The following is a 24,343-nucleotide window of genomic DNA, read 5'->3' on the forward strand; positions in this document are numbered from 1 at the left end:
CCCGGCGGGCGCGCTCAGGCGCGCCCGCCGAAGTCGCTGATCAGCCCCGGTACGGCGCTGTCGAACCCGGAGATGTCCAGCATCCCCGGATCCGACGGGTCCGCGATCGTCGATCGGCTCGCGGACATCGCGACCACGACCAGACGGGCGTCGATCCCCATCGCCTGCCGGTACCGCCGCAGGGCCTGGTGCGGATGGACGTCGCCGTACCACGTCTCGTTGTCGGTGAAAACGACGAACGTGTCGATCGCGAGCTTGCGGCCCAGCGCGTACTGCATCGGCAGCGAGCAGTCCGTCGCACCGAACGGCATCTTCGACACCGCCCGGATCGCGTCGTCCAGCCGCTGCCGCGGACTGATCGCCAGCTGCGTCAGCGCGGTGCGGTAGTAGTCCGACTTGCTGGTGAAGCCAACGATCTCATAGGACGTCTCCGTCGCGGCCGTGACCAGTGCGAGCGCGGCCGACGCCTCACGGCAGCTGAGCGGCAGGCCGGACACCTGCGACGTCATCGACCCGGACACGTCCAGCGCGAGCAGCATCCGCTGTCCGGTCGGCTCGACCGCCTCGTACGCGCGGTAGAACGCGTCGTCGAGCGCATCCACGATTGGGCGGGACGGCGTCCACTCCTGCTGTCCGCGGACACCGTGGCCGTTCGAGTAGGTGCGCTGGGCAACGAGTACGTTGACCGGATGTACCCGGGCCTTCCGCAGCCGCGCGGGATCGGTGAGCCGGTCCGCGACCACCCGCGCCCACGCACCGTGCGGCTCGAGCAGACCCAGCCGGGTGAGGCGGGGGAGCTGCCGGAGCAGTGCGGTCTGCGGGAGACCGTTCGCGAGCAGGGCCTCCCAGATCCGCGGCTCGTTCAGGAACCGGTCGGGGATCATCTCCCACGACAGGGCCCGGTTGAGCGCGATCACGTCGGCGGCCTCGGTGGCGTCGGTCGTTGCCTGGACGCGTTCGTACGCGGCGAGCAGCGGCAGCGCCGACAGGTCCGTCGTACGGCCGTGGATCCAGTCGAAGAGTTCCCGGCGTACCGGCTCGGCTGTCTTCGGGTGCGACAGGCGGAGCAGGTCCGCGTGCGACCAGCCGTTGCGCCGGCGGTACTTGACGACCTGGTAGGCGAGGGCGTCGACGGCGGGTTCGACGTACCAGCTGCCGATCGCGCGGCGCGTACCGCGTCCCCAGCCGCCGAACTGCTCCAGGTAGCCGGCGAACGTGAACAGGTGCGTGCCGGTGCGCGCCACCAGCGGTACGGCGGCGAGCGCGGCGCGACGGCCGTCCTCGTCGCCGAGCTTGGCCGCGGCGGCGAGCGCGAACAGTGCCGGGTTCTGCTTCGGCGCGCGACCGGAGAGGGAGATGTCCAGTACGGCGGCCACGACGGCGGCGGACTGTGTCCGCACCAGCTCCAGGACGAGGCCGGCGTTCTCCCGGGTCAGCTCACGCTGCGAGGCGTAGTACGTCCCGCCGGTGGTGCCGAGCGTGAGAAACCGGCGCAGGCGACCGAGGTCGTCCAGGACGAACGTGTACCCACCGGCGCTGTTGCGCTGCTGCCGCGGGTCGGCCTGCTCGTCCTGCCGGGTCTGCCGAGTGCTGACCTGGGCCAGCGGATCTGTGGACATGTCCTTTCTCTCCCCGTCGGTTTTCGGGCATGACGAAGACGGGCCTGGGCGGACGTGGTGCGCCGACCGGAAGATGCTCTAACCACCTGAGCTACACCGGCGAACCGATGGCAGGACTCGAACCTGCGACATTCCCATTAAGAGTGGTAACCGACCAGCTCCGGCCCACCCAGCCCCGTCTTCTACCGTCAACTGTAGGACCGCCGAACCACCAACCGCCATGCAATTAAGGCGTTACAGCCTTCGCGATGGCTGCGGCGCGGTCGTCGGGGGTGAGGGTGGCGGTGTCGAGGACGAGGTCGAAGGGGCCTTCCATGCCGTGGCCGTAGTGGCCGCGGGCGTTGCCCAGGTGGCGGCCGTGGTGGCGGTTCAGCTCGCGCTCCTCGATCACTTCGAGCGGCGCCCGCAGCGCTATCCAGTGCACGTCGTACCCGGCGAGGGCTTCGCGCCAGGCGGGCATGATCGTGTCGTCGACGGGCATCTCGTCGAGGATGACGTCGTTGCCGGCGTCGAGGAGCGCGACCACCGCGGCACGCATCCCCGCGAACAACCGCACGCCGGCCTCACCGTAGTGCGTAACGATCCGCGGCTTGCCGTCGTCATCCACTGTCTCTTGCCAGAAGCCGGGGCCGGGGCCGCGGCGATGGCCGCCCCAGTCGGACGGGAACATGTCGTAGAAGTGGTCGAGGCCGACCACGAGGTACGGGTCCGGGAGGAGGAGTTGGAGTTTGCGTGCGGTGCTGGACTTGCCGACGCTCGAGGTGCCGACGAGGGCGATCAGGCTGCCGGGCATGCGGGGCCTTTCGGAGGGGGAACGGGCCGGTCTTTAAGCCGGATTCTGTCGAGTGCGATCATCCATCTACGGTGACCGTTGCCGGGCACCTCCAGCGGCCTACCCGCGAGCTCGGGCGGGCCGCCCTCGAACGCTCGCGCGGACGGTGGTTTCCCGCCGCCCTTCTTGGCCTTGCTCCACGTGGGGTTTACCTAGCCTCCACAGTCACCTGCGGAGCTGGTGGTCTCTTACACCACCGTTTCACCCTCACCCGCACTCCTGTGAACCACGGGGTTCACCGGAGCCGCTGGCGGTCTGTTCTCTGTGGCACTGTCCCGCGGGTTACCCCGGGTGGGCGTTACCCACCACGCTGCCCTGTGGAGTCCGGACTTTCCTCGGCGCCCTGGTCACGAGGACCAGAACGACGCGATCGCCCGACCGACCCGTTCCCTGCTCTCAGGATACGGCCTCGGGCGACACCTCCGGCCACAGGCCGTCCGGACCCCGGTGATACGGCCGTACGTCGACCACCGCGTCCAGGTTCAGCGGTCCGTAGATGTGCGGGAAGCTCATCCCGGTCCCGTCCAGGTCCTCGTCGCAGAGCGCCGACTCCAGCTTGGCGGTGTCGATCATCAGCAGGCACAGCGGTACGTCGACGTCGTCGTACGCGAAGTTCGCCACCGTCGCGACCTGCTCGGGGCGGGAGGCGTGGATGAAGGTCGCGCCGTCGTCGAGGCTCTTGTCGCGCGTCGACCACCGGTAGCACCCGGCCTCGACCGCCGCCTCCCACTGGTCCGGGAACGCGATGTGAAAAATCGTCGCCATGACGCCCACGCTAGTGGATTAAGGTGCTCGACATGGCCAACGAGGAGCAGACGGAGACCGACACCAAGCCTGCGCAGCCGACCGACGACCTGGTCACGACGCAGCATGCGCTCACGGTCGACGGGCAGGAGTTGCGGTACACCGCGACCACCGGGCGGATCGTGCTCCGTGAGGAGGTGTACACCGACGGCAAGTTCGAGGGGCTGAAGCCGAAGGCCGAGGTGTTCCTGACGGCGTACACGCTCGACGATGCCGACGCGAAGGACCGGCCGGTGACGTTCGCGTTCAACGGCGGGCCGGGGTCGTCGAGCCTGTGGTTGCACCTCGGGCTGCTCGGGCCGCGCCGGGTGGTGTCGGGTGACGTGGGTGAGCTCGCGCCGCCGCCGTACGAGCTCGTCGACAACGCGGAGACGCTGCTGAAGTACAGCGACGTGGTGTTCATCGACCCGGTGTCGACCGGGTTCTCGCGGGCCGCGGAGGGGGAGAAGCCGGCGGACTATCACGGGTTCACCCGGGACCTGGAGTCGGTCGGTGAGGTGATCCGGCTGTGGACCTCGCGGAACGGGCGCTGGATGTCGCCGAAGTTCCTGGCCGGGGAGTCCTACGGTACGACGCGGGCGGCCGGGCTGGCGGCGCATCTGCAGCAGCGGTACGGGATGTACCTGAACGGCGTGATGCTGATCTCGGCGGTGCTGGAGTTCGGGACGCTCGACTTCACGCCGGGCAACGACCTGCCGTACACGCTGTTCCTGCCGACGTACGCCGCGATCGCCCACTACCACGGGATGGTCCCGGACCGGGAGCTGGACGAGCTGCTCGCGGACGCGGAGCGGTTCGCCGCCGGGCGGTATCCGAATGCGCTTGCCCAGGGCAACAGGATTCCCGCGGACTACCGGGCCGAGGTGGTCACCCGGCTGGCGCAGCTGACCGGGCTGAGCGAGGACTACGTCGACCGGGTGAACCTGCGGATCGAGCACGGCCGGTTCTTCGCCGAGCTGCTGCGCGCGCGCCGGCTGATCGTCGGCCGGCTCGACGGGCGCTTCACCGGCTGGGACCCGGACGCCGGCGGTGAGCGGCAGGACCGGGACCCGTCGATGAACGCGATCACCGGTCCGTACTCGGCGGCGCTGAACCACTACGTGCGGGTCGAGCTCGGGTACGAGAACGACGTACCGTACGAGATCATCAACATGGACGCCGCGAAGAACTGGTCGTTCAAGGAGTTCGAGGGCCAGCAGATCACGGTCGCGGAGAAGCTCGCCGAGGCGATGCGGGTGAACCCGCACCTGAAGGTGTACGTCGCGTCCGGTCACTACGACGGGGCCACGCCGTACTTCGCCACCGAGTCCACGTTGGCCCGCCTGCAGATCCCCGCGGAGCTCGCCGGCAACATCGAGACGAAGTACTACCCGGCCGGCCACATGATGTACGTCCACGAGGAGTCCCGCATCCAGCAGTCCGCCGACCTCGGCGCGTTCATCACCGCCTCCGCCAACCGATGATCCTGCTCCGCCCGGCGAACGCAGTACCGCGTCCACACGTCCCCGGCGTGGTACTGCGCCCACCGTCGCCGAGCGACACCGAGCCCCTCGGCCGCCTGTACTACGAGTCGTACGACCCCGGCGTCGCCTCCGCAACCCTCGAGGAAGCCCTGGAGGACATCGCGCTGACCTTCGAGGGCGGGTACGGCGTACTCACCCCGAGCCTCAGCCGCTTGGCCTGGTACGACGATCAACTCGTCGGCGCACTCCTCGTGGTGGATCGTGCTCCATGGCAGGGCACCCCCGACTGCCCATTCATCATCGAGCTGTTCACCGCCCGCTCGCACCGCCGTCAGGGGATCGCGAAGCTGCTGCTGAGTGAGTGCTCGGGCGTGACGGTCGCCTTGCGGGTCACGGATGACAATGCGGCGGCGTTGGCGTTGTATCGGGCAGTCGGGTTTAGCCTTCCAGGATGATCGTTGTCGATGAGGGCGAGTTGGCCGAGTTGCGGTCGCGGTTGCGGCGGGCTCGCTGGCCGGAGCGGTGGCCGTTGGCCGGGTGGGACGCAGGGACCGATCCCGACGTACTGCGGCCGCTCGTCGACTACTGGGCGTCGGGCTACGACTGGCGTGCGCAGGAGCGGGCGATCAACGCGTTGCCGTTCCACACGGCGACGATCGACGGTACGCCGGTCGTCTACCTGCGGTTCGACGGCGCGGGCGGCGGGTTGCCGATCGTGCTGACGAACGGCTGGCCCAGCACGTTCCTCGAACTGCTCGAACTCGCGCGCCGGCTGGACAACTTCACGGTCGTCATCCCGTTGCTTCCAGGATTCCCGCTCGCGCCCCAACGACCTTCGCTGACCGGGTTGCAGACGCACGAACTGTGGCATCGGCTCATGCACGACGAACTCGGCTTCGAGCGGTACGCCGCGCACGGCAGCGACCTCGGCGCCGGCACCACCGCGCGACTGGCCGAGGCGCACCCGGAGTCCGTGATCGGCATCCACGTGACGTCGGTCGCGGCGCCACCCGACGCGACAGATCTCCGCCCGGAGGAGCAGCAGTACGTCGAGGCCGTCGCAGCCTGGTCCACGACGGAAGGCGCGTACCAGCACCAGCAGAGCACGCGGCCCCTGACCCTGGGCTACGGGCTGACGGACTCGCCCGTCGGGCTGCTCGCGTGGATCCTCGAGAAGTACCGGGCGTGGAGTGACGATCCGGCGAGCTTCAGCGACGACTTCCTGCTCACCCAGGCGTCGCTCTACTGGTTCACCGGCACGATCTCGACATCGTTCCGGCCGTACTACGAATACGCGGCCGGCCTCACCCGCCGCGTCGAGCGCGTCGACGTACCAACGGCACTCGCCGTATTCCCCGGCGATCTCGCACAACCGCCGCGCGCCTGGGCCGAGCGCACCTACAACGTCACCAGGTACACGACCATGCCCCGGGGCGGCCACTTCGCGGCCCACGAGGAGCCCGACCTGCTCGCCGCCGACCTCATCGCCTTCTTCACCCCGGATAGATCCGGAACCCGCTGAACTTCCGGTGGTCGAAGGACGAGTAGAAGTCTTCGGCGGTGTCGGTGACCAGGTCGATGCGTTGGGCGCCGGTCAGCGGGTGGGCGTACTCGAGGAGCGCCCGCCCGACGCCCTTGCGGCGGTACGACGGATGGACAGCCATCATCGACAGGTGGGCCTGGATGTGGCCGTCGCTCTGCAGGTACGCGAACCCGATCACCTGCTCGCCGTCGAGCGCGACCACCGTCGTGACGCCAGGAGCTGTCAGGACGGTGTGGGCGCGAGCGGGGTCGGCCGGAAGGCTCGGCCACCCCTCGGACTCGCACAGCGCGAGGATGCCCGCGAGGTGCTCCTCCGAGTACTGCGTGATGTTCACGGCAGCGTGAGTACTTCGGCGCCGGTGTCGGTCACCACCAGTGTGTGCTCGAACTGCGCCGTCCGCGACTTGTCCTTGGTGGTCGCGGTCCAGCCGTCGTCCCACAGGTCGTACTCGTACGTGCCCAGCGTCAGCATCGGCTCGATCGTGAACGTCATCCCGGGCTCGATCAGGTCGTCGAACCGCTCGTCGTCGTAGTGCGGGATGATCAGCCCGGAGTGGAACGACGTCGAGATCCCGTGACCGGTGAAGTCGCGGACCACGCCGTACCCGAAGCGCTTCGCGTACGACTCGATCACCCGCCCGATGATGCTCACCCGGCGCCCGGGCCTGACCGCCTTGATGCCGCGGTTCAGCGCCTCCTGGGTGCGCTCCACCAGCAGCCGGCTCTCCTCGTCGACGTCGCCGACGAGGAACGTCGCGTTGGTGTCGCCGTGCACGCCGTCCAGGTACGCCGTGATGTCGACGTTGACGATGTCGCCGTCCTCGAGCGGCCGGTCGTCGGGGATGCCGTGGCAGATCACCTCGTTCACCGACGTACACAACGACTTCGGGTACCCGCGATAGCCGAGTGTCGACGGGTAGGCCCCGCGCTCGATCAGGTACTCGTGCCCGACCGCGTCCAGTTCGTCGGTCGTCACGCCCGGCTTCGCCGCCGCACCGACCGCCTGCAACGCCTGCGCGGCCAGCTTGCTCGCCACCCGCATCTTCTCGAGCAGCTCCGGCGGTGTCACGTACGAACCGTCGAACGGCGTCGGCGCCGGCTTGCCGACGTATTCCGGGCGGACGATGGAAGCGGGTACGTCGCGGCGCGGCGAAATGACGCCAGCAGTAAGAATCGACATGGTGAGATCATTCTAGAGAGCGCTGCGCAACGACTCCCAGGAGGTGGTCATCCAGATGAGCGACGATCACAGCAACGAGTGGTACTTCAACACCAAGACCGGCAAGGTGGAGCCGTACCAGGGCGCCAAGTCGGGGGACCGGCTCGGCCCGTACAGCTCGCCGGAGGAAGCCGCCCGCGCGCTGGAGAAGGTCCAGGAACGCAACGAGGACTGGGACAACGACCCGAAGTGGGACGACGACTGAGTTCGCGGTAGCCGCAAAGCCGAGGGGCACCACCGGACCGGTGGTGCCCCTCGGCTGTTGCTGATCGCGTCAGCGGGCGACGCGCTTGGCCGCGGTCTTGCGGGTGGCGGCCTTGCGGGCCGGCGCCTTCTTGGCCACGGTCTTCTTTGCCGCGGTCTTGCGGGCCGGAGCCTTCTTGGCGGCGGTGCGCTTGGCCGGGGCCTTCTTCGCGGCCGTGCGGGCCGGCGCCTTCTTCGCGGCGACGCGCTTCGCGGGCGCCTTCTTGGCCGCGGTCTTCTTGGCCGGGGCCTTCTTCGCGGCGGTCTTCTTCGCCGGGGCCTTCTTCGCCACCGTCTTGCGGGCCGTCGTCTTCTTCGCAGCAGCCGTTGTCTTCTTGGCAGCGGTGGTGCGCTTCGCCGGCGCCTTCTTGGCGACCGTCTTCTTCGCCGCGGTGGTCTTCTTCGCGGCGACCTTCTTGGCCGGAGCCTTCTTCGCGACAGCCTTCTTCGCGGTGGTCTTCTTGGCCGCGACCTTCTTGGCCGGAGCCTTCTTCGCCACCGTCTTCGTGGCCGCGGTCTTCTTGGCCGCACTCACCTTCTTCGTCGCTGTCTTCTTTGCTGCGCTGACCTTGCGCGCGGTGGTCGTCTTCGCGGCGCCGGTCTTCTTCGCGACAGTCTTCTTGGCGGGAGAAGCCTTTTTGGCTGTCGCCTTCCCTGCGGCTGCCTTCTTGGCTGGCACTCTGCCTCCTTGGTGCGGCTGAGGAAAACCACGGTGGATTCCTCGTCGTCATGATGATGACAACACTTGTGCGCTACGTAAAGCACCGGAAACGTCCGCAGGCTAAGGAGAACTTGCGGCGTACACTGGCACAAATGCCGAAGATCCTTGTAATGAAGGGATTCCGCCGCGCCCCGAGCATGCCGGATCAGTGGAATATTTTCTTCGCGACACGCGGCACTTTTCGCCCCGAAAGTGCCGGATCGGCGAGTGTTGTCCTCGGCAACAGCATCGATCCCGAGGAGCTGAAGAGCATGTACGACGACCTGCGCAACGTCGTCGAACTACCGCGCGAGGTGCGTCGCGTGGTCAGCATCGTGCCGTCGCTGACCGAGTCGATCGCGGCTGTCGACGCAGGCAAAATCGTTGGTGCGACCGACTGGTGTACGCATCCCGCGGACCTCGACGTCACCCGGGTCCGCGGTACCAAGAATCCTGATCTCGACGTCATCCGCGCACTCGCGCCGGACGTCGTGGTCGCCAACGCGGAAGAGAATCGCGCGGTCGATCTCGACGCGTTGCGGGCGGCCGGAATCGCGGTCTGGGTGACGGCGCCGACGACGGTTCCCGAATCACTCGACTCGCTCGGTCGCCTGCTGTCCGCGATCGCCGGCGGCGAACCGGACTGGTTGCGGGAAGCGCGCGCGGTGTGGAGTTCGCCGTACGACGGAATGCGCCGGCGGGCGGTGATCCCGATCTGGCGTAGACCATGGATGGCGCTCGGCCGGGACACGTTCGCAGGCGATCTGCTCGCGCGTATTGGTGTCGACAACGTCCTGAGAGAATCCGGTGAACGCTACCCACGATTCGATCCGGACGTATTACCGGAGTACGACATCGTCGTGCTGCCGGACGAGCCGTACGCGTTTTCGCCGGACGACGGGCCGGAGGCGTTCGGCAAACCCGCGAAGTGCGTGTCCGGCCGGCATCTCACCTGGTACGGACCGTCACTCGTGGAAGCACGCGCGCTGCTGAGCGGACAACTCGCGTGACGTCCGCCACGATCGACGGGCGACGACTGGACGGGTTAGGTATGCCTCACCTACGCTCGCTGGGTGCCGTCGATGACCGCGAAGAAGAAGTGCTGCAAGGACAAGCCGAGGTGCAAGAAGTGCCCGGTCGTCCTGATGCGCCTGTCCAAGGCAGGCTGCGCCGAGCGGCTCGATCGCGTGCACTACAAGGTCGACAAGAAGCTCCCGAAGAAGGTCCTGAAGAAAGCACGGGCGCGCTGAGCCGGCCCCACAGTCAGGACGCCCGGCGCAGTGTGATCGCGTCGGTCGCCTGCCGGAGCAGTGCCGGGATCGTGACGTGCGCGGCCAGACCGGTCGCCTCGAGATCGTCGCCGTACCACCAGCCGTGTTCGCTGATCGTCTGCTGCTCGATCTCCTCCTGGTTCGCGAACGTCACGTCGACGCGGTCCACCGCGACCGCGTAGAACGTCTGCGCCTGGATGATCCGGCTGCCGCCGTACTCGAACTCGATGGTGTTGGTCGCGAGCGGCGTACCGAGCTCGACCGGCGGCAACTCGATGCCGACCTCCTCGCGCAGTTCCCGGCAGGCCGCGTCGGCGACCGTCTCGCCGTTCTCGACACCGCCGCCGATCGTGAACCAGTACGTCGTGTCCGGCTTCAGCGGGTCCCAGCCGTGCAGCAGCAGGACCCTGCCGTCCGGGCGCACCGGCAGTACGCGGGCCGTCGTCCGCCGCCTCACCGTCAAGTCAGTCACACCACAAAACGCTAAAGGACAACGCCAACCGGACGTCGAGTCGCGCGGCGCGTCTCACAGCTGTTGCCAAAAGCCCTGGCGGAACAAGGCCGGCGCGGAGTGGGAGGATCGGAGACATGGCAACGATTGGGCTAGGGCTCGCCGCGCTGGGTCGTCCCGGCTACATCAACCTCGGACACGACGAGGACCTGCCGCCGCGGCGTGCGGTCGAGGATCTGCGCGCGCGGACCCACGAGCTCCTCGACCAGGCGTGGCAGGCAGGTGTTCGGTACTTCGACGCCGCGCGTTCGTACGGTCTTGCCGAAGAGTTCCTCGGCACCTGGCTGACACCGGAACGCCGGAGCCAACTGACCATCGGGTCGAAGTGGGGTTACACGTACGTCGCCGACTGGCGGCACGACGCGGACACGCACGAGGTGAAGGACCACAGCCTCGCGACGTTCGAACGGCAATGGCCGGAGACCTTGCAGGCCCTCGGCGGGCCGCCCGACTTCTACCTCGTGCACAGCCTGACGTCCGACAGCCCCGCGCTCGAGGACAAGCGCTTGCTGGACAGGCTGCGTGAGCTCGCGGACACCGGCGTACGCGTCGGTCTGTCCACGAGCGGCCCGCGCCAGGCCGAGACGTTGCGCAAGGCGTTGGCCTCCGGTACGCCGTTCTCCGCAGTACAGGCGACGTGGAACGTCCTGGAGACCTCGGCCGCGGCGGCGCTCGCCGAAGCGCACGACGCCGGCTGGTTCGTCGTCATCAAGGAAGCGGTCGCCAACGGGCGGCTGACGGCGCGCGCCGGCGAGACGCCGTTCAACGAGTTCGCGCAGCAGCACGGCGTCGCGCCGGACGCGCTGGCGATCGGCGCCGCGGTGGCTCAACCGTGGGCTGACGTCGTCCTCAGCGGAGCCACCACGGCCGAACAGCTTGCGAGCAACCTCGCGTACCAGGTCGACGGTCCGCTCCTCGAGTTCGTACAGCAACCCGAGGAGTACTGGACCGAACGCTCCGCCCTGCCCTGGATCTGACTCAGAACGTGTGCTCGTCGCCCGGGAACGCGCCGTTGGCGACCTCGGCGGCGTACGTCGCTGCCGCGTTGGTGAGGATGCCGCGGAGGTCGGCGTACTGCTTGACGAACCGGGGCATGGTGCCTGCTCTGAGGCCGGCCATGTCCTGCCATACCAGGACTTGTGCGTCGGTGTCGCGGCCGGCGCCGATGCCGATCGTCGGGATGGGCACCCGCTTGGTGATCTCGGCGGCCACGTCGCCCGGCACCATCTCGAGCACGATCGAGAACGCTCCCGCCGCGGCCAGCGCACCCGCGTCGTCGATCAGGCCGGCCGCCTGATCGCCGCGGCCCTGCACGCGATACCCGCCGATGCTGTGCTCGCTCTGCGGCGTGAACCCGATGTGCGCCATCACCGGGATCCCGGACTGGGTGAGCTTCTCCACCATCGGCACCACGGTGCGGCCGCCCTCGAGCTTGACCGCGTGGACGCCCGCTTCCTTCATGAACCGTACGGCGGTGTGGAGCGCCTGCTCGGGTGACGCCTGGTAGGACCCGAACGGAAGGTCCGCGACGACGAGCGCGTGCTCGGCGGCGTTGGCCACCGCGCGGGCGAGGGGGATCAGTTCGTCGACGGTGACCGGGAGGGTGGAGGAGTAGCCGTAGACGTTGTTCGCCGCGGAATCACCGACGAGCAGGACGGGAATACCTGCCTGGTCGAAGATCTCGGCGGTGTACTGGTCGTAGGCGGTCAGCATCGCCCACTTCTCACCACGGCTCTTGAAGTCCCGCAGATGATGCACCCGATACCGCCGGGGCCGCTTGCCGTCAGGTGCCGACTTGCCGGGTCCGCCGTACGGCGAAACCTCACCCTCAACCGGCGCCCCTCCTGCCGCGGCCGCCGGCCCACTCGGGGGCAAACTGTTACCCACCGCGCTACCGAGGGACGGAGCACTGCCGACCCACGTGCTGCCCGCACCCCCAGCATCACCACCCGAGCCGCCACCGGCTGGAGTGTTATTAGCCGAGGTGTTGCCGGCGGCTGGAGCGTTGCCAGCCGAGGTGTTGCCGACCGCGTTGCTGGCCGCGCTGTTGTTCGTACGCGCGTCGTCGGCTGACGCGCCGCCTGCTGTCGTGCTGTGTGCTCGAGCGTCGCCAACTGCAGCGCCGTTAGCTGCTGAGGTGTTGCCTGCCGGAGCACCGCCTGCCGCACGCCCGTTGTCTGCTGGGGTGTTGCCTGCTGGAGCACCGCCTGCCGCGCGGCCGTTGTCTGCTGCGGTGTTGCCGGCCCCACTGGTGTTGCCTGCTGGAGTGTTGTTGGCTGGCGCGTTGCTTAGCTGGCTGCCGGCAGACGGTCCGTCCACAGGCGCTTGGTACGCACGACGAGCAGCCCGATGCGAGGTGACCTGCTCAGCAGACACCTGACTAGGCGCATCCTGCTGCACCCCCGCCCGCCGCCGCGCCCCAACCGGCCCACGCACCTGCCCCCCAGAACCTTCCATCCCACCAGCCTGCGACCCACCAGCCTGCGACCCACCAGCCTGCGACCCACCAGCCTGCGACCCGCTGTTCGGCTGCGGGCCGGCTGCATCCGTCTGTGACCGCGTGCCGGACGAAGAGACTGCTTCGTTCACCGGTGCGTTGATCTCGTACTCCGCACTCGGATCCGTCAAGTACCCGTCATCACCAGCCCCGCGCCCCGACTCCCGAGCGGCAACCTCCCGCCGAAGCCGGATCTCCTGCGGCCGCGTATCCTCCGCCGACTCCTCACCCGACCCCCGCAAACCGCCCTGCCCAACACCAGCTTCCTGCCCGCGCCGAGCGTCCTGCCCAACTGCAGGTTCGTGCCCGCGGCTGGCTTCCTGCCCACCAACCTCCGGCGCACGACCACTATCGCGTCCCGGCAACCCGTTCTGCCCGTAGCCGCGAGGCCGTACGTCGGCGTACCCCTGAGGACCGTTCTCCGCAGGACGACCGTCGCCTGACGGCAGCCCGTTCTGCGAGCGACCAGCGTCCGCCACCGACGACCCGCTCTGCGCACGCCCGCCGTCAACCTGCGGTACGTCGTCGGGCGCACGGCGGCCGTCCTCCGCGGACCGCGGGAGCCCGTTCTGCGCGTGGCCGGCGTCTGCCGCCGGTACGTCGCCGTACGGCCGGCGTGTGTCGTCCGTGGGGCGAGCGTCGTGCGACTGCAGTCCGTTCTGCGCGTGGGCAGAGTCCGCCCGCGGTACGTCGTCCCAGGGTCGGTGTGTGTCCTCCGGGGGACGGGGCCCGGGTGACTGCAGCCCGTCCCGCGCGCCTCCGCCATCAACCTGCGGTACGTCGCGGTGCGTACGGCGAGCGTCCTCCGTGGGCCGGGAGTCGCGTGGGGGCAACCCGTTCTGCGCGTGGCCGGCGTCAGCCGGCGGTACGGGGCCCGGCTGTCGGGGGGTGTCGTCCGCAGGGTGGTCGGCGTGTGGTTGGGGGGTGGTCGGGGGTGTTGTGCCGTTGTCTGTGGGGCGGGGGGACTGGGCTGCTCTTGCTGCTTCCTGGGAGCGGCCTGTGCCGTAGGCGCGGGCCGCCTCGGGAGTCTCGGGATGGTCGAGGGACCAGCGGGTGCTGAACGCGTCCGCCGAGTCCTCCGCGCGGGGTGGCTCCTGTGTGCGGCCCTCGTACGGGTCGCGTGGAGCGTTGCGGTTCTCCCACGGCTGAGGTTGTGGCGGGACGGGGGAGTGTCCCCAGATGGGCTCCGGGCCCGGGCCGGGCTCGTGGCGGCGGGGCGCCGGTGGCTGTAGGCGTTGCGGAGGACGCGGCGGCTGCTGCGGAGGTAGTCCGTTGCTGCTCGGACCGTTGCTCGACTCGTGGCCGCTGATGCCGTTGCCCGACCCGTTGTTCTGTGGTGCGAACGGGCTACCCGCGACTGGTCGCGGCGGCGTCGTGTTACTCGCCCCGGGACCGAACGGACTAGGTCGCCCCTGCGCCGGCGGCTGCTGCGGGCGGAACGGGTTCTGCTCCTCCCGCGCGGCCTCGTAGTACGGCGGCTGCCCTGGCGGCGGTGGAGCGGTCGGGAGGTACGGCGGTTTCGGCACGTACGGCTGCTGCGGCACCGGCCCGCGTTCGTACGTCCGTGGTGCGTTCGGCAACGACGGCGACGGGTTGAGGACGGGACCGCGGTCCCTCCAACTGTCGTTGTCGTAGTCCGAGCGGCGGTTGTCGTCGGCTGCCTGGTTCTTCGGTCCGGTCCCGTACGGCGAGCCTTCGTCGTCGCCAGGGGTACCGGCCGACAGGTAGTTGTCAACCATGCTTTCATCGTCCCACTGTTGCGGAGGGTAAGCGCCACCGCCTGTGGACGAGCTCACATCCCGGCCGGGCAGGCCGGAGCCTTCGCCGGGTTCCTCGGTGGAGCCCCACGCGGATTCTTGGGATGGGCGGTATCGCCAGGAGTCGCTCAGTGCTCGGCTGCCTTCCGTGCGTCCTCACGCCATGCATTGGTGATCGGCAACCGGCGGTCCCGGCCGAAGGCCTTGTGGGTGAGCTTCGGGCCCGGTGGGTACTGCCGGCGCTTGTACTCCGCTTTGTCGACGAGCTGGATCACCTTCGTGACCAGTTCGGCGTCGAAGCCTGCCGCGACCAGTTCGGCGCTGCCGCGGTCCTGTTCGACGTAGTCGTCCAGCATGTCGTCGAGCAGGTCGTACGGTGGCAGCGAGTCGGTGTCCTGCTGTCCCGGGCGGAGCTCGGCGGACGGCGGCTTCACGATCGAGTTCTCCGGGATCGGCGGCTGCTGGCCGCGCGCCTTCGCGTCCTCGTTGCGCCATTTCGCCAGCCGCCAGACCAGCGTCTTCGGCAGGTCCTTGAGCGGCGCGTACCCGCCGACCGCGTCGCCGTAGATCGTCGAGTACCCGACGGACAGCTCCGACTTGTTGCCACAGGCAAGTACCAGGTGCCCGTCGGAGTTCGACAGGCCCATCCAGATCACCGCGCGCACCCGGGCCTGCAGGTTCTCCTCGGCGAGCCCGGTCAGCCCGAGCGTGTCGAGGAACGGTTGCACCATCGGCTGGATCGGGACCACCCGGTAGTTGAGGCCGGTCCGGGCGGCGAGCTCGGCGGCGTCGTCCTTGGAGTGGTGGCTGGAGTACACGCTCGGGTTCGAGATCCCGAACACGTGCTCGGAGCCGACCGCGTCGCAGGCGATCGCGGCGACCAGCGAGGAGTCGATGCCGCCGGACAGCCCGAGCAGTACGGACTTGAACCCGTTCTTCTGCACGTAGTCGCGCAGCCCGGTGACGATCGCGCCGTACATCTCGGCCTCGTCCGACAGCCGCGGCGCGATGCTCGGCGGCATCGGTTCGTACGGCGCGAGCTCGGCCGGCTGCAGCACGGTGTGCACGATCTCGATGCCCTCGTGGGTCCCGGACGGTGTACCGGAGGCGGCCGGGAGTTCGAGGTCGACGATCATGCTGCCCTGCTCGAACTGCGGGGCGCGGGCGATGATCGTGCCGTCGGCGTCCGCGACCAGCGAGTCGCCGTCGAAGACCAGTTCGTCCTGCCCGCCGACGAGGTTCACGTACGCGAGCGCGCAGCCGGCCTCGCGGGCGCGACGGCGGACCAGGTCGCCGCGGACGTCGTCCTTGTTGGCCTCGTACGGCGAACTGTTGACGACGAGCAGCAGGCCGGCGCCGGCCTCCCGGGTGACGGCGACCGGGCCGCCGTCCTGCCAGAGGTCCTCGCAGATCACCAGTGCGACGTCGATGCCGTGCACGCGGACGACCTGCAGCGTGTTGCCGGGGACGAAGTGCCGGAACTCGTCGAAGACGCCGTAGTTCGGGAGGTGGTGCTTGACCGCGCTGGTGACCACCTTGCCCTGGTGGACGACCGCGGCGGAGTTGGTCGGCGAACCCTTCGGGCGCCCGAGCCGGTCGATGCCCATCGCCGTACCGCCGGCCCGGTCGAGGTAGCCGCAGACCACCACGATGTCGCCGAGACCCTCGTCGGACAGCCGGCGCGCGAGGCTCTGGATCCTGGCCTGCGACGCGTCCACGAACGACGCCCGGAGCGCCAGGTCCTCGACCGGATAGCCGGTCAGGCCGAGCTCGGGGAACGCGACGACGTGCGCACCTTGCTCGACCGCGTTGCGGGTCCACGCGACGATCTTGTCGGTGTTCCCGTCGATGTCACCGACGGTCACATCGATCTGAGCAAGAGCAACCCGAAGCTGAGGCACGGGAGCACATTACTGGGTCGACAGGCCCGGCCCCATGCCTGTCACCAACCTCTTACGTACGCCGAATGTAGGTCCGGACCCGCGCGAGGTTCACGTCCACCGGATCCATCGCGTCCGCCACCAGTTGCCCGCGCTCCAACTGGGGGTACTCACTCCGCATCCGCAGCACGTGGTCCCACCCCACTTCGTGCCATCCGGGTATCCCGCGCCGGCGTCCTTCGAGCCGCTGCCGATGGACGTCCTCGGCGCCGCAGACGCATTCGACGATGCGCAGCCGCGCGCCGTATTCGGCGGCCAGTTGTTCCCACCGGGCCGCGATTTCCTCGTTCACCAGACAGTCCACGATCGCGGATTGGCCGAGCATCAACTGACGCCTCAGCAATGTCCCGAGCAGGTCGTAATACATCGCGAGGAACGCCGGCCGGTCGAGACCGGTGAGGACGCCGTGCGGTGCCAGGGCGCCGAGCAACCAGTCGCCGGCGAACGCCGGCACTCCGGTTTCGGTCGCGAGCGCTTCGGCGAGCGTCGACTTTCCGGTGCCGGGTAGCCCGGTGAAGGCGATGAGTTGTTTCACAGAGAGGCCGTTCGGGCGACGAGCAGGGGAGTGAGGGTGGTCCAGCCCAGCGAAGTGTAGAGCGGGCGGCCTTCGGCGGAGGCCGAGAGATGGGCGGTGGTGGTGTGGCGGGCGACGGCGCGGGTGGCCAGGGTGCTCATGACGGCGCGGGCGAGACCGCGGCGACGGTGCGCCGTGTCGGTGTGGATCATGTCGGCGACGGCGCCGGTGTGCAGGATCGACATCCGGCCGGCGGCGGCGAGTTCGCCGTACCCGTAGAGCTGGACGTCGATCAGCGACGGGTCGTCGGTGACCTCGACCGCGTACGGCGCGGGCACCGGGTGGAGTGCCTGCTCCGGAAGGGAGATCGTCATCAGCCACTCGGTCCGGACGTAGTCGAGCGGACGTAGTCCGGCCGCCAGTTGTTCGGGGTCGGCGGTGGCGATCTTCAACCACGACGTTCCGGGCGGGTTGCAGTCGGTCAGCGCGAGATGCGCGGCGGCGCGCGCGTTCTGTTCGGTCGCGACGTACTCGACCCGGTGGTGCGGGTCGCCGACCCGCACCACCGTCACGTCGTCGACGCGTTGCGCGTCGTTCCATCCGCGGGCGGCCGACCATCCGCGCTGCCAACGAGTCAGGGCTTCGTCGTGCACCCGTCCATCGAACAACGACGAAGGTTCACCCGGCAGGGACTTTCGTCGGATCCGGCGCCGGCCCCGATCGGATTGACTGGCCGGCATGGACACCCAGGGCGGCCCGACCGGACTCCGTGAACGTGCCCTCGGCCCCGACCTCGCGCGCGGCTTCATGCTGCTGTTCATCGCCTTGGCGAACTCGCACTACTTCGTCGCGGGCACGGCGTACTTCGGCGGCTTCCCGACCGGCGGATCGCCCCTCGACCGGATCGTCGGCACCCTGATCGCGACCTTCGTCGACGGCCGCGCCTTCCCGATGTTCGGCGTGCTCTTCGGGTACGGCGTGGCCCGGATCGTCCACCGCCAACGCGAGATCGGCAACGACGAGCGGCGTATCCGCCGGCTGCTCCGGCGCCGCAGCCTCGTCCTGGTCGTGCTCGGGTTCGCGCACGCGATGCTGCTCTACATCGGCGACATCCTCGCGGCGTACGGCGTCCTGCTGTTCCTCGGCGTGGTGGTCCTGCAGTGGAAGGACCGCTGGCTGTTCGGAGTTGCCGCGTTCGTCCTGATCCTCACGGCCCTCCCAAGTAGTCAGAGCCTGGCCGACGGACCAGACCCGTCAATGCTGCCGGCGAGCTTCCTCGATCAGTTCAGCGAGCGGATCACCGTCCAGCCGATGGTGGCGGGCCTCGGCTGGATCGGCTTCGTCACGCCGTTCCTGATCGGAGTGTGGGCCGGGCGCCGCCGCATCCTCGAACGCCCCGCCGAGCACGTGTCCCTGCTCCGCGGCACCGCCCTGCTCGGCATCTCGATCGCGGTCGTCGGCGCGCTGCCGCTGTCGCTCGTCGTCGGCGGCGTCCTGGCCCGGCCGGGCGACCACGCGCTGACGATCCTCGGGCCGTTGCACGACGCAACCGGTGTGTTCGGCGGCTTCGGGTACGCCGCGTTGCTGGTGCTGGTGGCCCACCGAGTCGGCGAGCGACCGGTCACCCGGGCGATCGCCGCCGTCGGGCAACGGTCGCTGACGTGCTACCTGTCCCAGTCGGTCGTCTGGGCCGTCGTGTTCACGCCGTACCTGCTCGATCTCTCGAACACGCTGACCACGACCACGACGGCGATCCTCGCGGTCGCGACCTGGCTCGGGACCGTGCTGCTGGCCGACCGGATGCGGCGCGCGAGCTACCGCGGCCCGTTCGAGGTGCTGATCCGCCGCATCACCTACGGGCGCCCGGCGAAGGTCACTTCCGCGTGAAACTCAGGTGGGTGACGCCGCTCGGCGACGACACCGCCTCGATGTCGAAGCTCTGCTCGAGCGACTCCTGCCCGTCCCACAGCCGGACCCCGCGTCCGAGCACGATCGGCACCACGGCCAGGTGCATGTAGTCGACCAGGCCCGCGGCCAGGAACTCGCGGATCACTGTCGCTCCGCCACCCAGCCGTACGTCGAGATCGCCCGCCGCCGCGCGCGCCTGCCCCAGAACTTCGGAGGGCGTCGCGTCGACGAAGTGGAACGTCGTACCGCCGTCCAGCTCGACCGACGGGCGCGGGCGGTGGGTGAGGACGAAGACCGGACTGTGGAACGGCGGGTTCGGACCCCACCACCCCGTCCAGTCGGCGTCGTCCTGCCAGCCGGGCGGACCGAACTTGTTCGCGCCCATGATCTCGGCGCCGATCCCGGGCTCGTGCTGCGCGGCGAACGCGTCGTCGACGCCCTGGGTGCCGCCCTCTTTCCCGCCCATCGAGCGGAAGTAGCGGGTGCCGACATACCACTCGTGGAGGCGTTCGCCGGCGTGACCGAACGGCGTCTCCCTGGACTGGCCCTCGCCGGTGCCGAACCCGTCCAAGGAGATCGAGAAGTTGTGAATCCGAACCTGCGACATGTGAGTGCTCCTCCGTCTGGGTGCTGTCACCCAACGGTCGGAGCACCCACCGTCACTTTGACATCAGCACTTTGCCATCAGCCGAGCATGATGGCGGCGACCCGGTCCCGCAGCTCCGGCAGCCGGGCGTAGAACACGTCGCCCGGGCACTGCGTCGTGTTGTAGTCGCGGTGCCCGACGATCGCCGTGTGCGGGTCGAGGCCGTACTTCGTGCACAGCCAGGCGCAGGTCAGCGCCGACATGTCGAACAGCGCGACCGGGACGTCCTCGCTCACGTAGATGCCCTCGTGCTCGATCCCGATCGTGTGGCTGTTGTTGTTCGCGGTCTGCGCACCGAGCACGTTCTGCCCGTTGTTGATCGCGGGCAACGACTGGCTGCGGCCCTCCATCAGGAACCCGCCGCGGCTGATCGTGAGCTGGTTGCCGATGTCGATCCAGCCGTTCGTGTCCATGTGCAGGTCCTGGATCCAGTGCTGGACCTTGTACGCCGCGGCCAGCGAGTAGTCGGTGACGTTCGCGCTCGCGGTGTGGTGGATGACGATGTGGTCGGGCTTGCCGATCACCTGGGTGGGAGACTTGGGCGGGCGCGCCGACCACTCGGTGCGCGTGTAGCAGCGCGGCGCCGGGGCCGCGAAGGCTGCTGTGGGCAGTGCGAGTCCGCCGAGCAGTACGCCGCCGGCGGAAGCGCCGAGCAGGGTACGACGGGACAGTCTTGGATTGCTCAGGTGGCGTTGGATTCTTTCTGGGGCGGTCATGCTCTAGAAAATTCCCTACGGATGAGGGGTCCAAACCGGAATGGTGTAATGGCGGGCGTGACAGACGGTGAACAGGTGCGACTGGGGCGGGTCGGCAAGGGACTGCGGGTGCTGGTCGCGGTGGCCGGGATCGCACTGCTGATCAACGGATCGGTGCGGGCCAGCGACGACGCCTGGCCGTTCGGCCCGATGTCGCAGTACGCGATGTCGGTCCCGGACGACGCCAAGATCGACTACACCCGGATCAGCGCGGTCACGGACGCCGGTACGACGGTCGACGTACCGCTGAACATCGAGGGCGCCGGCGTGGCCCGCGCCGAGATCGAGGCCCGCGCCGGGGAGATCGAGAAGAATCCGGCGCTGCTCCAGCAGGTGGCCGACGGGTGGGCACGCAAGCATCCGGACAAGCCGAAGTACGTCAAGCTCCAGCTGATCCGCGACACGACCCAACTGGTGAACGGCCGCGTCGACGGACCGCCGGCCTCACAGGTGCTGGCCACGTGGGAGGTGCGCCGATGAGCTTCTTCACCCCTGCGATCGCGGTCGCGCGGATCGCCTGGCTGCGGACCGTCCTGTACCTGTTCGTGATCCTCGACATGCACGCGTTCGTCCGGGACACCCGCGACAAGGGCGAGCACCCCGGGCTGTACCAGCCGTTGCTGCTGGCCCGGTTGCTCGACCTCCCGAAACCCTCGGTCGCCAACACCACCGCGCTGTACGTCGTCCTGATCGTCGCCTGCCTGATCGCGGCCACGAACCGGTTCCCGCGGATCGCCGGCTGGATCGTCGCGCCCGCGTTCACCTGGTGGGTGCTGATCGGGATGAGCGACGGCAAGGTCGACCACGACCACCTCGCGCTGGTGATCGCGTTGTGGGTGCTGCCGACGGTCGGCAGGGCGTCGTACGGCGATCAGACGCGGTCGGAGGCGGCCGGCTGGGTCGTGCGGTGCATCCAGCTCTGTGTGATCGCGACGTACTTCCTGTCCGCGATCGCGAAACTGCGCAGTGCGGGGTGGGCGCTGACCTGGCCCGGGAGTGCCGTACTGACGTGGGCGATCGTGCGCCGGCCGCATCCGGTCGGGGAGTGGCTGCTGCACTATCCGTGGATGCTGCACGTGATGCAGTGGGTCGGCATCGTCGCGGAGTTCTGCTCGCCGGTGATCCTCTGGCTGAAGGGGCGGTGGCAGCTGTTCGGGGCGCTGTTCTTCCTCGGGTTCCACGCGGCGAACACCGCGATCCTGCTGATCCACTTCCTGCCCACGGTGGTCTGCTGGCTGGCGTTCGCGCCGTTGGAGCGGATCGTCCCGTGGTACCGGGCGCGCCGGTCAGACCGCGACGCCCGAGAGGCCGAAGACCAGCCCGAACAGGGCCGGCAGGCCGAGCAGCAGGCCGGCGCGTAGCTTGAACCGGCGCCCGCCGGGGCCCGGGGTGCGGACGACCCGGGACAGCACGGCACCGGCGTACCCGAAGACCAGGGCGGCGAGCAGGATCTGCCGGGTCGGCAGGGCGGTCGCGTCGTGATGGGTGAGCCCGAGCGTCACCAGGCCCGGGCAGCAGAACGCGACCATGCCGAACCCGAGCTCCGGGACCGGCAGCCAGCGGCGGCCGAGGACGTCCCGCTCGGCGGGCCGCTTCCGGCGCAGCGACTGCACGAACCGCGCTGTGCTGACGATGAGGTCGCTGAGGCAGAGGATGCCCGCCACGATCAGGGCGGCCCGGAAAATCGTCTGCACGCAGACACGCTAGGCCCTGATCGGCGCACTGTCCTTGACGGCACGTAACGTCTGCTTAACAAGCGCGGGGCACACTGTGAGAGACCTTGCGACAGGCTGGTGAGAGGTGGACTGATGGACAAGCAGCAGGAGTTCGTGCTGCGCGCGCTGGAGGAGCGCGACGTACGCTTCGTGCGGCTCTGGTTCACCGACGTGCTCGGGTTCCTGAAGTCGGTCGCGGTGGCGCCGGCCGAGCTGGAGAGCGCGTTCGCCGAGGGGCTCGGGTTCGACGGCTCGGCGATCGAGGGGTTCGCCCGGGTGACCGAGGCGGACATGCTGGCCAAGCCGGACCCGTCGACGTTCCAGATCCTGCCCTGGCGCGGCGAGACCATGGGCACCGCGCGGATGTTCTGCGACATCAACATGCCGGACGGGTCCGCGTCGTTCGCCGACCCGCGGCACGTGCTGAAGCGGACGCTGTCGAAGGCCGCCGACCTCGGGTTCACGTTCTACACGCACCCGGAGATCGAGTTCTACCTGTTCAAGTCGCTGGTCGGCGCGCCCGGTACGACGCCGGAGCCGGTGGACTCGTCCGGGTACTTCGACCACACGCCGCAGGGGATCGGCAACGACTTCCGCCGCGAGGCGATCACGATGCTGGAGTCGATGGGCATCTCGGTCGAGTTCAGCCACCACGAGGGCGGCCCGGGCCAGCAGGAGATCGACCTGCGGTACGCCGACGCGCTGTCGACCGCCGACAACATCATGACGTTCCGCGTCGTGGTGAAGGAGGTCGCGCTGTCGCAGGGCATCTACGCGTCGTTCATGCCGAAGCCGCTGTCCGACCAGCCGGGCTCCGGGATGCACACCCACATGTCGCTGTTCGAGGGTGACCGGAACGCGTTCTTCGAGGGCGGCGCGCAGTACCAGCTGTCGAAGACCGGGCGGGCGTTCATCGCCGGGCTGCTGCACCACGCGGGCGAGATCACCGCGGTCACCAACCAGTGGGTGAACTCGTACAAGCGGCTCGCGGTCGGCGACGAGGCGCCGTCGTTCGTGTCCTGGGGACACAACAACCGGTCCGCGCTGGTCCGGGTGCCGATGTACAAGCCGCACAAGGGGCAGTCGTCGCGGGTCGAGTTCCGCTCGCTGGACTCGGCGGCGAACCCGTACCTCGCGTTCGCGCTGATGCTGGCCGCCGGCCTGAAGGGCATCGAGGAGGGGTACGAGCTGCCCGCGGAGATCGAGGAGGACATCTGGTCCCTCACCGCCCGCGAGCGCAAGGCCCTCGGGATCAAGCCGCTGCCGGGCAGCCTGGCGGAGGCGATCAGCGCGATGGAGGACAGCGAGCTCGTCGCCGAGACCCTCGGCGAGCACGTCTTCGACTTCTTCCTCCGCAACAAGCGCGCCGAGTGGCTGGACTACCGCCGCCAGGTCACCCCGTTCGAACTGAACAAGCTCCTTCCGGTCCTGTAGTCAGCTGTCGACCCGGAAGGGGTCGTGTTCGGTGAGGAGCTTGTCGAGGCGTGCCTGGTCGACGCGGCTGCTGACCTCGGAAACCTCCTGGCGGTCGCGGACCACCTTGCAGAGCACGACCGTCGAGGTGACGACGTACAGCAGTCCGAGGGTGAGGAAGGCGCGCACCCACGGCGCGGCCGGGAGGTAGACCAGGCCGATCGCCATCGCGGTCAGCGAGATGCCGAACGAGGCGACTGCCTGGGCGTAGAACGCTGCGGTCTGCTGGGGCTGGATGCGTTTCGTCATGCACCGATCGTCCGGTCCGCGGCCGATCGGCGCATGAGCAGAATCACTCAGTCAGCTGCAGGTCCGAACCGTGCTTCGAGGTCCAGCGCGCGGCCGCGGTGGAGTGCCGGTACGGCGGCTCCGCGGGCGCCGGGACGTCTGCGGAGACCTCCGGGTAGTCGGGGACGGTGGCGACCACCGGCGTACCGTCGTCTGCCAGCGCGCTGACCTCCTCGACGGTGAGCAGCCCGACCGGGCGCACGCCTTCGGTGATCACCACGATGCAGCCGGGAATCACCTGCTGGGCGCGGTTTCCCTTGCCGGGAACGAGAATCCCTTCGGCCGGCGTCCGCCAGGCACCGGGTGCGAACCTCCGCAGCGCGATGCCGGCCTGGCCGTCCTCCGCGGTCCGCGGCGGCAGGTACGCTGTCGCGGTGTAGTCGTAGTCGTAGTCCGGTTCCGGCGGCCCGGACACGCGTCCGCCCTGCTGGGGTGTCAACCACACCACCGTGCCGCGCACGGCGAGCGACCCCGTCATCATGACCATGGACAGCCATCATGCCGACTACTCAGCGAATCCGCTACACGACACCGTGTATTCCCCGCAATCCAGTTGAGACTTTCCGCGGCCGCCGGTTCGGCGGGCCGTGCGGTTGGGTAGCCTGCGAGGGTGGCTGAGGGTCGGAGAGGGTCGTGGGAGGGACGG

27 protein-coding genes and 1 other RNA gene are annotated in these 24,343 nt (G+C 69.0%); 11 read left to right on the forward strand and 17 right to left on the reverse strand.

All coding sequences use genetic code 11. The features are described from left to right. Nucleotides 1-14: 14 nt before the first annotated feature. The 4 genes from AB0M51_RS02795 to AB0M51_RS02810 form a co-directional block, all read right to left on the reverse strand. The gene (locus AB0M51_RS02795) at nucleotides 15-1,619 is read right to left on the reverse strand and encodes a TROVE domain-containing protein (RefSeq protein WP_344197966.1); all 1,605 of its coding nucleotides are present in this window, start codon (nucleotides 1,617-1,619) and stop codon (nucleotides 15-17) included. Nucleotides 1,620-1,845: 226 nt separating this feature from the next. Beyond that, complete coding sequence (locus tag AB0M51_RS02800) at nucleotides 1,846-2,412, reverse strand: hypothetical protein (RefSeq protein ID WP_344197968.1); 567 nt, start codon at nucleotides 2,410-2,412, stop codon at nucleotides 1,846-1,848. 18 nt (nucleotides 2,413-2,430) lie between these two features. Then, nucleotides 2,431-2,837: RNase P RNA component class A (rnpB, locus tag AB0M51_RS02805), an RNA gene on the reverse strand. A gap of 10 nt (nucleotides 2,838-2,847) precedes the next feature. Continuing rightward, nucleotides 2,848-3,216: a DUF952 domain-containing protein gene (locus AB0M51_RS02810; RefSeq protein WP_344197970.1), complete on the reverse strand. Its 369-nt coding sequence runs from the start codon at nucleotides 3,214-3,216 to the stop codon at nucleotides 2,848-2,850. A gap of 32 nt (nucleotides 3,217-3,248) precedes the next feature. Between AB0M51_RS02810 and AB0M51_RS02815 the strand changes: the two genes are divergently transcribed. Genes AB0M51_RS02815 through AB0M51_RS02825 form a run of 3 tightly spaced genes read left to right on the forward strand, consistent with a single transcriptional unit; the run spans nucleotide 3,249 to nucleotide 6,240 of the window. After that, the gene (locus AB0M51_RS02815; protein ID WP_344197972.1) at nucleotides 3,249-4,718 is read left to right on the forward strand and encodes a peptidase S10; all 1,470 of its coding nucleotides are present in this window, start codon (nucleotides 3,249-3,251) and stop codon (nucleotides 4,716-4,718) included. Then, nucleotides 4,715-5,173 carry a GNAT family N-acetyltransferase gene (locus AB0M51_RS02820; protein WP_363747816.1) on the forward strand — a complete coding sequence of 153 codons (459 nt, stop codon included), beginning with the start codon at nucleotides 4,715-4,717 and terminating at the stop codon, nucleotides 5,171-5,173. The genes AB0M51_RS02815 and AB0M51_RS02820 overlap by 4 nt, the downstream gene beginning before the upstream one ends. Further along, entirely contained in the window at nucleotides 5,170-6,240 is a 1,071-nt protein-coding gene (locus AB0M51_RS02825) for an epoxide hydrolase family protein (protein WP_344197976.1), read from the forward strand. Before AB0M51_RS02820 ends, AB0M51_RS02825 begins: the two co-directional genes overlap by 4 nt. Here AB0M51_RS02825 and AB0M51_RS02830 read toward each other — a convergent pair. Continuing rightward, nucleotides 6,212-6,595 (reverse strand): GNAT family N-acetyltransferase, encoded by a 384-nt coding sequence (locus AB0M51_RS02830; protein WP_344197978.1) that lies wholly within the window; start codon nucleotides 6,593-6,595, stop codon nucleotides 6,212-6,214. The two genes, AB0M51_RS02825 and AB0M51_RS02830, sit on opposite strands and share 29 nt — an antisense overlap. Further along, nucleotides 6,592-7,440: a type I methionyl aminopeptidase gene (map, locus tag AB0M51_RS02835; protein WP_344197980.1), complete on the reverse strand. Its 849-nt coding sequence runs from the start codon at nucleotides 7,438-7,440 to the stop codon at nucleotides 6,592-6,594. Before map ends, AB0M51_RS02830 begins: the two co-directional genes overlap by 4 nt. A gap of 55 nt (nucleotides 7,441-7,495) precedes the next feature. Between map and AB0M51_RS02840 the strand changes: the two genes are divergently transcribed. Next, complete coding sequence (locus tag AB0M51_RS02840; RefSeq protein ID WP_344197982.1) at nucleotides 7,496-7,684, forward strand: hypothetical protein; 189 nt, start codon at nucleotides 7,496-7,498, stop codon at nucleotides 7,682-7,684. Nucleotides 7,685-7,753: 69 nt separating this feature from the next. Here the strand turns inward: AB0M51_RS02840 and AB0M51_RS02845 are convergent, their stop codons facing one another. After that, on the reverse strand, nucleotides 7,754-8,401 hold the full coding sequence (locus tag AB0M51_RS02845; RefSeq protein WP_344197984.1) for a histone H1-like repetitive region-containing protein: 648 nt from the start codon (nucleotides 8,399-8,401) through the stop codon (nucleotides 7,754-7,756). A 50-nt stretch (nucleotides 8,402-8,451) separates the two neighbouring features. Here AB0M51_RS02845 and AB0M51_RS02850 point away from each other — a divergent pair, with 50 nt between their 5' ends. Beyond that, nucleotides 8,452-9,432 carry a helical backbone metal receptor gene (locus AB0M51_RS02850; protein WP_363747819.1) on the forward strand — a complete coding sequence of 327 codons (981 nt, stop codon included), beginning with the start codon at nucleotides 8,452-8,454 and terminating at the stop codon, nucleotides 9,430-9,432. A gap of 63 nt (nucleotides 9,433-9,495) precedes the next feature. Next, nucleotides 9,496-9,672 (forward strand): hypothetical protein, encoded by a 177-nt coding sequence (locus tag AB0M51_RS02855; protein ID WP_344198173.1) that lies wholly within the window; start codon nucleotides 9,496-9,498, stop codon nucleotides 9,670-9,672. Nucleotides 9,673-9,685: 13 nt separating this feature from the next. Here the strand turns inward: AB0M51_RS02855 and AB0M51_RS02860 are convergent, their stop codons facing one another. Next, nucleotides 9,686-10,165, reverse strand: a complete 480-nt coding sequence (locus tag AB0M51_RS02860) for an NUDIX domain-containing protein (RefSeq protein ID WP_344197988.1) — start codon at nucleotides 10,163-10,165, stop codon at nucleotides 9,686-9,688. A 116-nt stretch (nucleotides 10,166-10,281) separates the two neighbouring features. Here AB0M51_RS02860 and AB0M51_RS02865 point away from each other — a divergent pair, with 116 nt between their 5' ends. Then, nucleotides 10,282-11,181, forward strand: coding sequence for an aldo/keto reductase (locus AB0M51_RS02865; protein ID WP_344197990.1), 900 nt, complete (start codon nucleotides 10,282-10,284; stop codon nucleotides 11,179-11,181). Nucleotide 11,182: 1 nt separating this feature from the next. Here AB0M51_RS02865 and panB read toward each other — a convergent pair whose 3' ends face one another. The 4 genes from panB to AB0M51_RS02885 all read right to left on the reverse strand — a co-directional run bounded on the left by panB (nucleotide 11,183) and on the right by AB0M51_RS02885 (nucleotide 17,565). Beyond that, nucleotides 11,183-11,962, reverse strand: a complete 780-nt coding sequence (gene panB / locus AB0M51_RS02870; protein WP_344197992.1) for a 3-methyl-2-oxobutanoate hydroxymethyltransferase — start codon at nucleotides 11,960-11,962, stop codon at nucleotides 11,183-11,185. A gap of 2,624 nt (nucleotides 11,963-14,586) precedes the next feature. Then, nucleotides 14,587-16,359 (reverse strand): NAD+ synthase, encoded by a 1,773-nt coding sequence (locus tag AB0M51_RS02875; RefSeq protein WP_344197994.1) that lies wholly within the window; start codon nucleotides 16,357-16,359, stop codon nucleotides 14,587-14,589. 52 nt (nucleotides 16,360-16,411) lie between these two features. Beyond that, nucleotides 16,412-16,933, reverse strand: a complete 522-nt coding sequence (locus AB0M51_RS02880) for an ATP-binding protein (RefSeq protein WP_363747822.1) — start codon at nucleotides 16,931-16,933, stop codon at nucleotides 16,412-16,414. After that, on the reverse strand, nucleotides 16,930-17,565 hold the full coding sequence (locus AB0M51_RS02885; protein ID WP_344197998.1) for a GNAT family N-acetyltransferase: 636 nt from the start codon (nucleotides 17,563-17,565) through the stop codon (nucleotides 16,930-16,932). The genes AB0M51_RS02880 and AB0M51_RS02885 overlap by 4 nt, the downstream gene beginning before the upstream one ends. An 85-nt stretch (nucleotides 17,566-17,650) precedes the next feature. Here AB0M51_RS02885 and AB0M51_RS02890 point away from each other — a divergent pair, with 85 nt between their 5' ends. Further along, complete coding sequence (locus AB0M51_RS02890; protein ID WP_363747825.1) at nucleotides 17,651-18,799, forward strand: DUF418 domain-containing protein; 1,149 nt, start codon at nucleotides 17,651-17,653, stop codon at nucleotides 18,797-18,799. On the opposite strand, the gene AB0M51_RS02895 is transcribed toward AB0M51_RS02890, so the two are convergent. Together AB0M51_RS02895 and AB0M51_RS02900 are read right to left on the reverse strand one after the other, a co-directional pair. Beyond that, on the reverse strand, nucleotides 18,786-19,427 hold the full coding sequence (locus AB0M51_RS02895) for a dihydrofolate reductase family protein (RefSeq protein WP_344198002.1): 642 nt from the start codon (nucleotides 19,425-19,427) through the stop codon (nucleotides 18,786-18,788). The two genes, AB0M51_RS02890 and AB0M51_RS02895, sit on opposite strands and share 14 nt — an antisense overlap. A gap of 77 nt (nucleotides 19,428-19,504) precedes the next feature. After that, a complete protein-coding gene (locus AB0M51_RS02900; RefSeq protein ID WP_344198004.1) occupies nucleotides 19,505-20,182 on the reverse strand; it encodes a peptidoglycan recognition family protein in 678 nt (225 codons plus the stop codon). Nucleotides 20,183-20,230: 48 nt separating this feature from the next. On the opposite strand from AB0M51_RS02900, the gene AB0M51_RS02905 reads away from it, so the two are divergent. Both AB0M51_RS02905 and AB0M51_RS02910 read left to right on the forward strand, forming a co-directional pair. Next, nucleotides 20,231-20,701, forward strand: a complete 471-nt coding sequence (locus AB0M51_RS02905; RefSeq protein WP_363747827.1) for a hypothetical protein — start codon at nucleotides 20,231-20,233, stop codon at nucleotides 20,699-20,701. Further along, nucleotides 20,698-21,582, forward strand: a complete 885-nt coding sequence (locus AB0M51_RS02910) for an HTTM domain-containing protein (RefSeq protein WP_363747829.1) — start codon at nucleotides 20,698-20,700, stop codon at nucleotides 21,580-21,582. The genes AB0M51_RS02905 and AB0M51_RS02910 overlap by 4 nt, the downstream gene beginning before the upstream one ends. Here the strand turns inward: AB0M51_RS02910 and AB0M51_RS02915 are convergent. After that, a complete protein-coding gene (locus tag AB0M51_RS02915) occupies nucleotides 21,508-21,915 on the reverse strand; it encodes a hypothetical protein (RefSeq protein WP_344198010.1) in 408 nt (135 codons plus the stop codon). The genes AB0M51_RS02910 and AB0M51_RS02915 overlap by 75 nt on opposite strands. Nucleotides 21,916-22,029: 114 nt before the next feature. Between AB0M51_RS02915 and glnA the strand changes: the two genes are divergently transcribed. Then, the gene (gene glnA, locus AB0M51_RS02920) at nucleotides 22,030-23,370 is read left to right on the forward strand and encodes a type I glutamate--ammonia ligase (RefSeq protein ID WP_344198012.1); all 1,341 of its coding nucleotides are present in this window, start codon (nucleotides 22,030-22,032) and stop codon (nucleotides 23,368-23,370) included. Here glnA and AB0M51_RS02925 read toward each other — a convergent pair whose 3' ends face one another. Both AB0M51_RS02925 and AB0M51_RS02930 read right to left on the reverse strand, forming a co-directional pair. Next, nucleotides 23,371-23,658 (reverse strand): YiaA/YiaB family inner membrane protein, encoded by a 288-nt coding sequence (locus AB0M51_RS02925; RefSeq protein ID WP_344198014.1) that lies wholly within the window; start codon nucleotides 23,656-23,658, stop codon nucleotides 23,371-23,373. 43 nt (nucleotides 23,659-23,701) lie between these two features. Next, on the reverse strand, nucleotides 23,702-24,184 hold the full coding sequence (locus AB0M51_RS02930) for a hypothetical protein (protein ID WP_344198015.1): 483 nt from the start codon (nucleotides 24,182-24,184) through the stop codon (nucleotides 23,702-23,704). Nucleotides 24,185-24,343 lie beyond the last annotated feature (159 nt).

The sequence above is a fragment of the Kribbella sp. NPDC051137 genome (genome assembly GCF_040682535.1).
Lineage (GTDB): Bacteria > Actinomycetota > Actinomycetes > Propionibacteriales > Kribbellaceae > Kribbella > Kribbella karoonensis.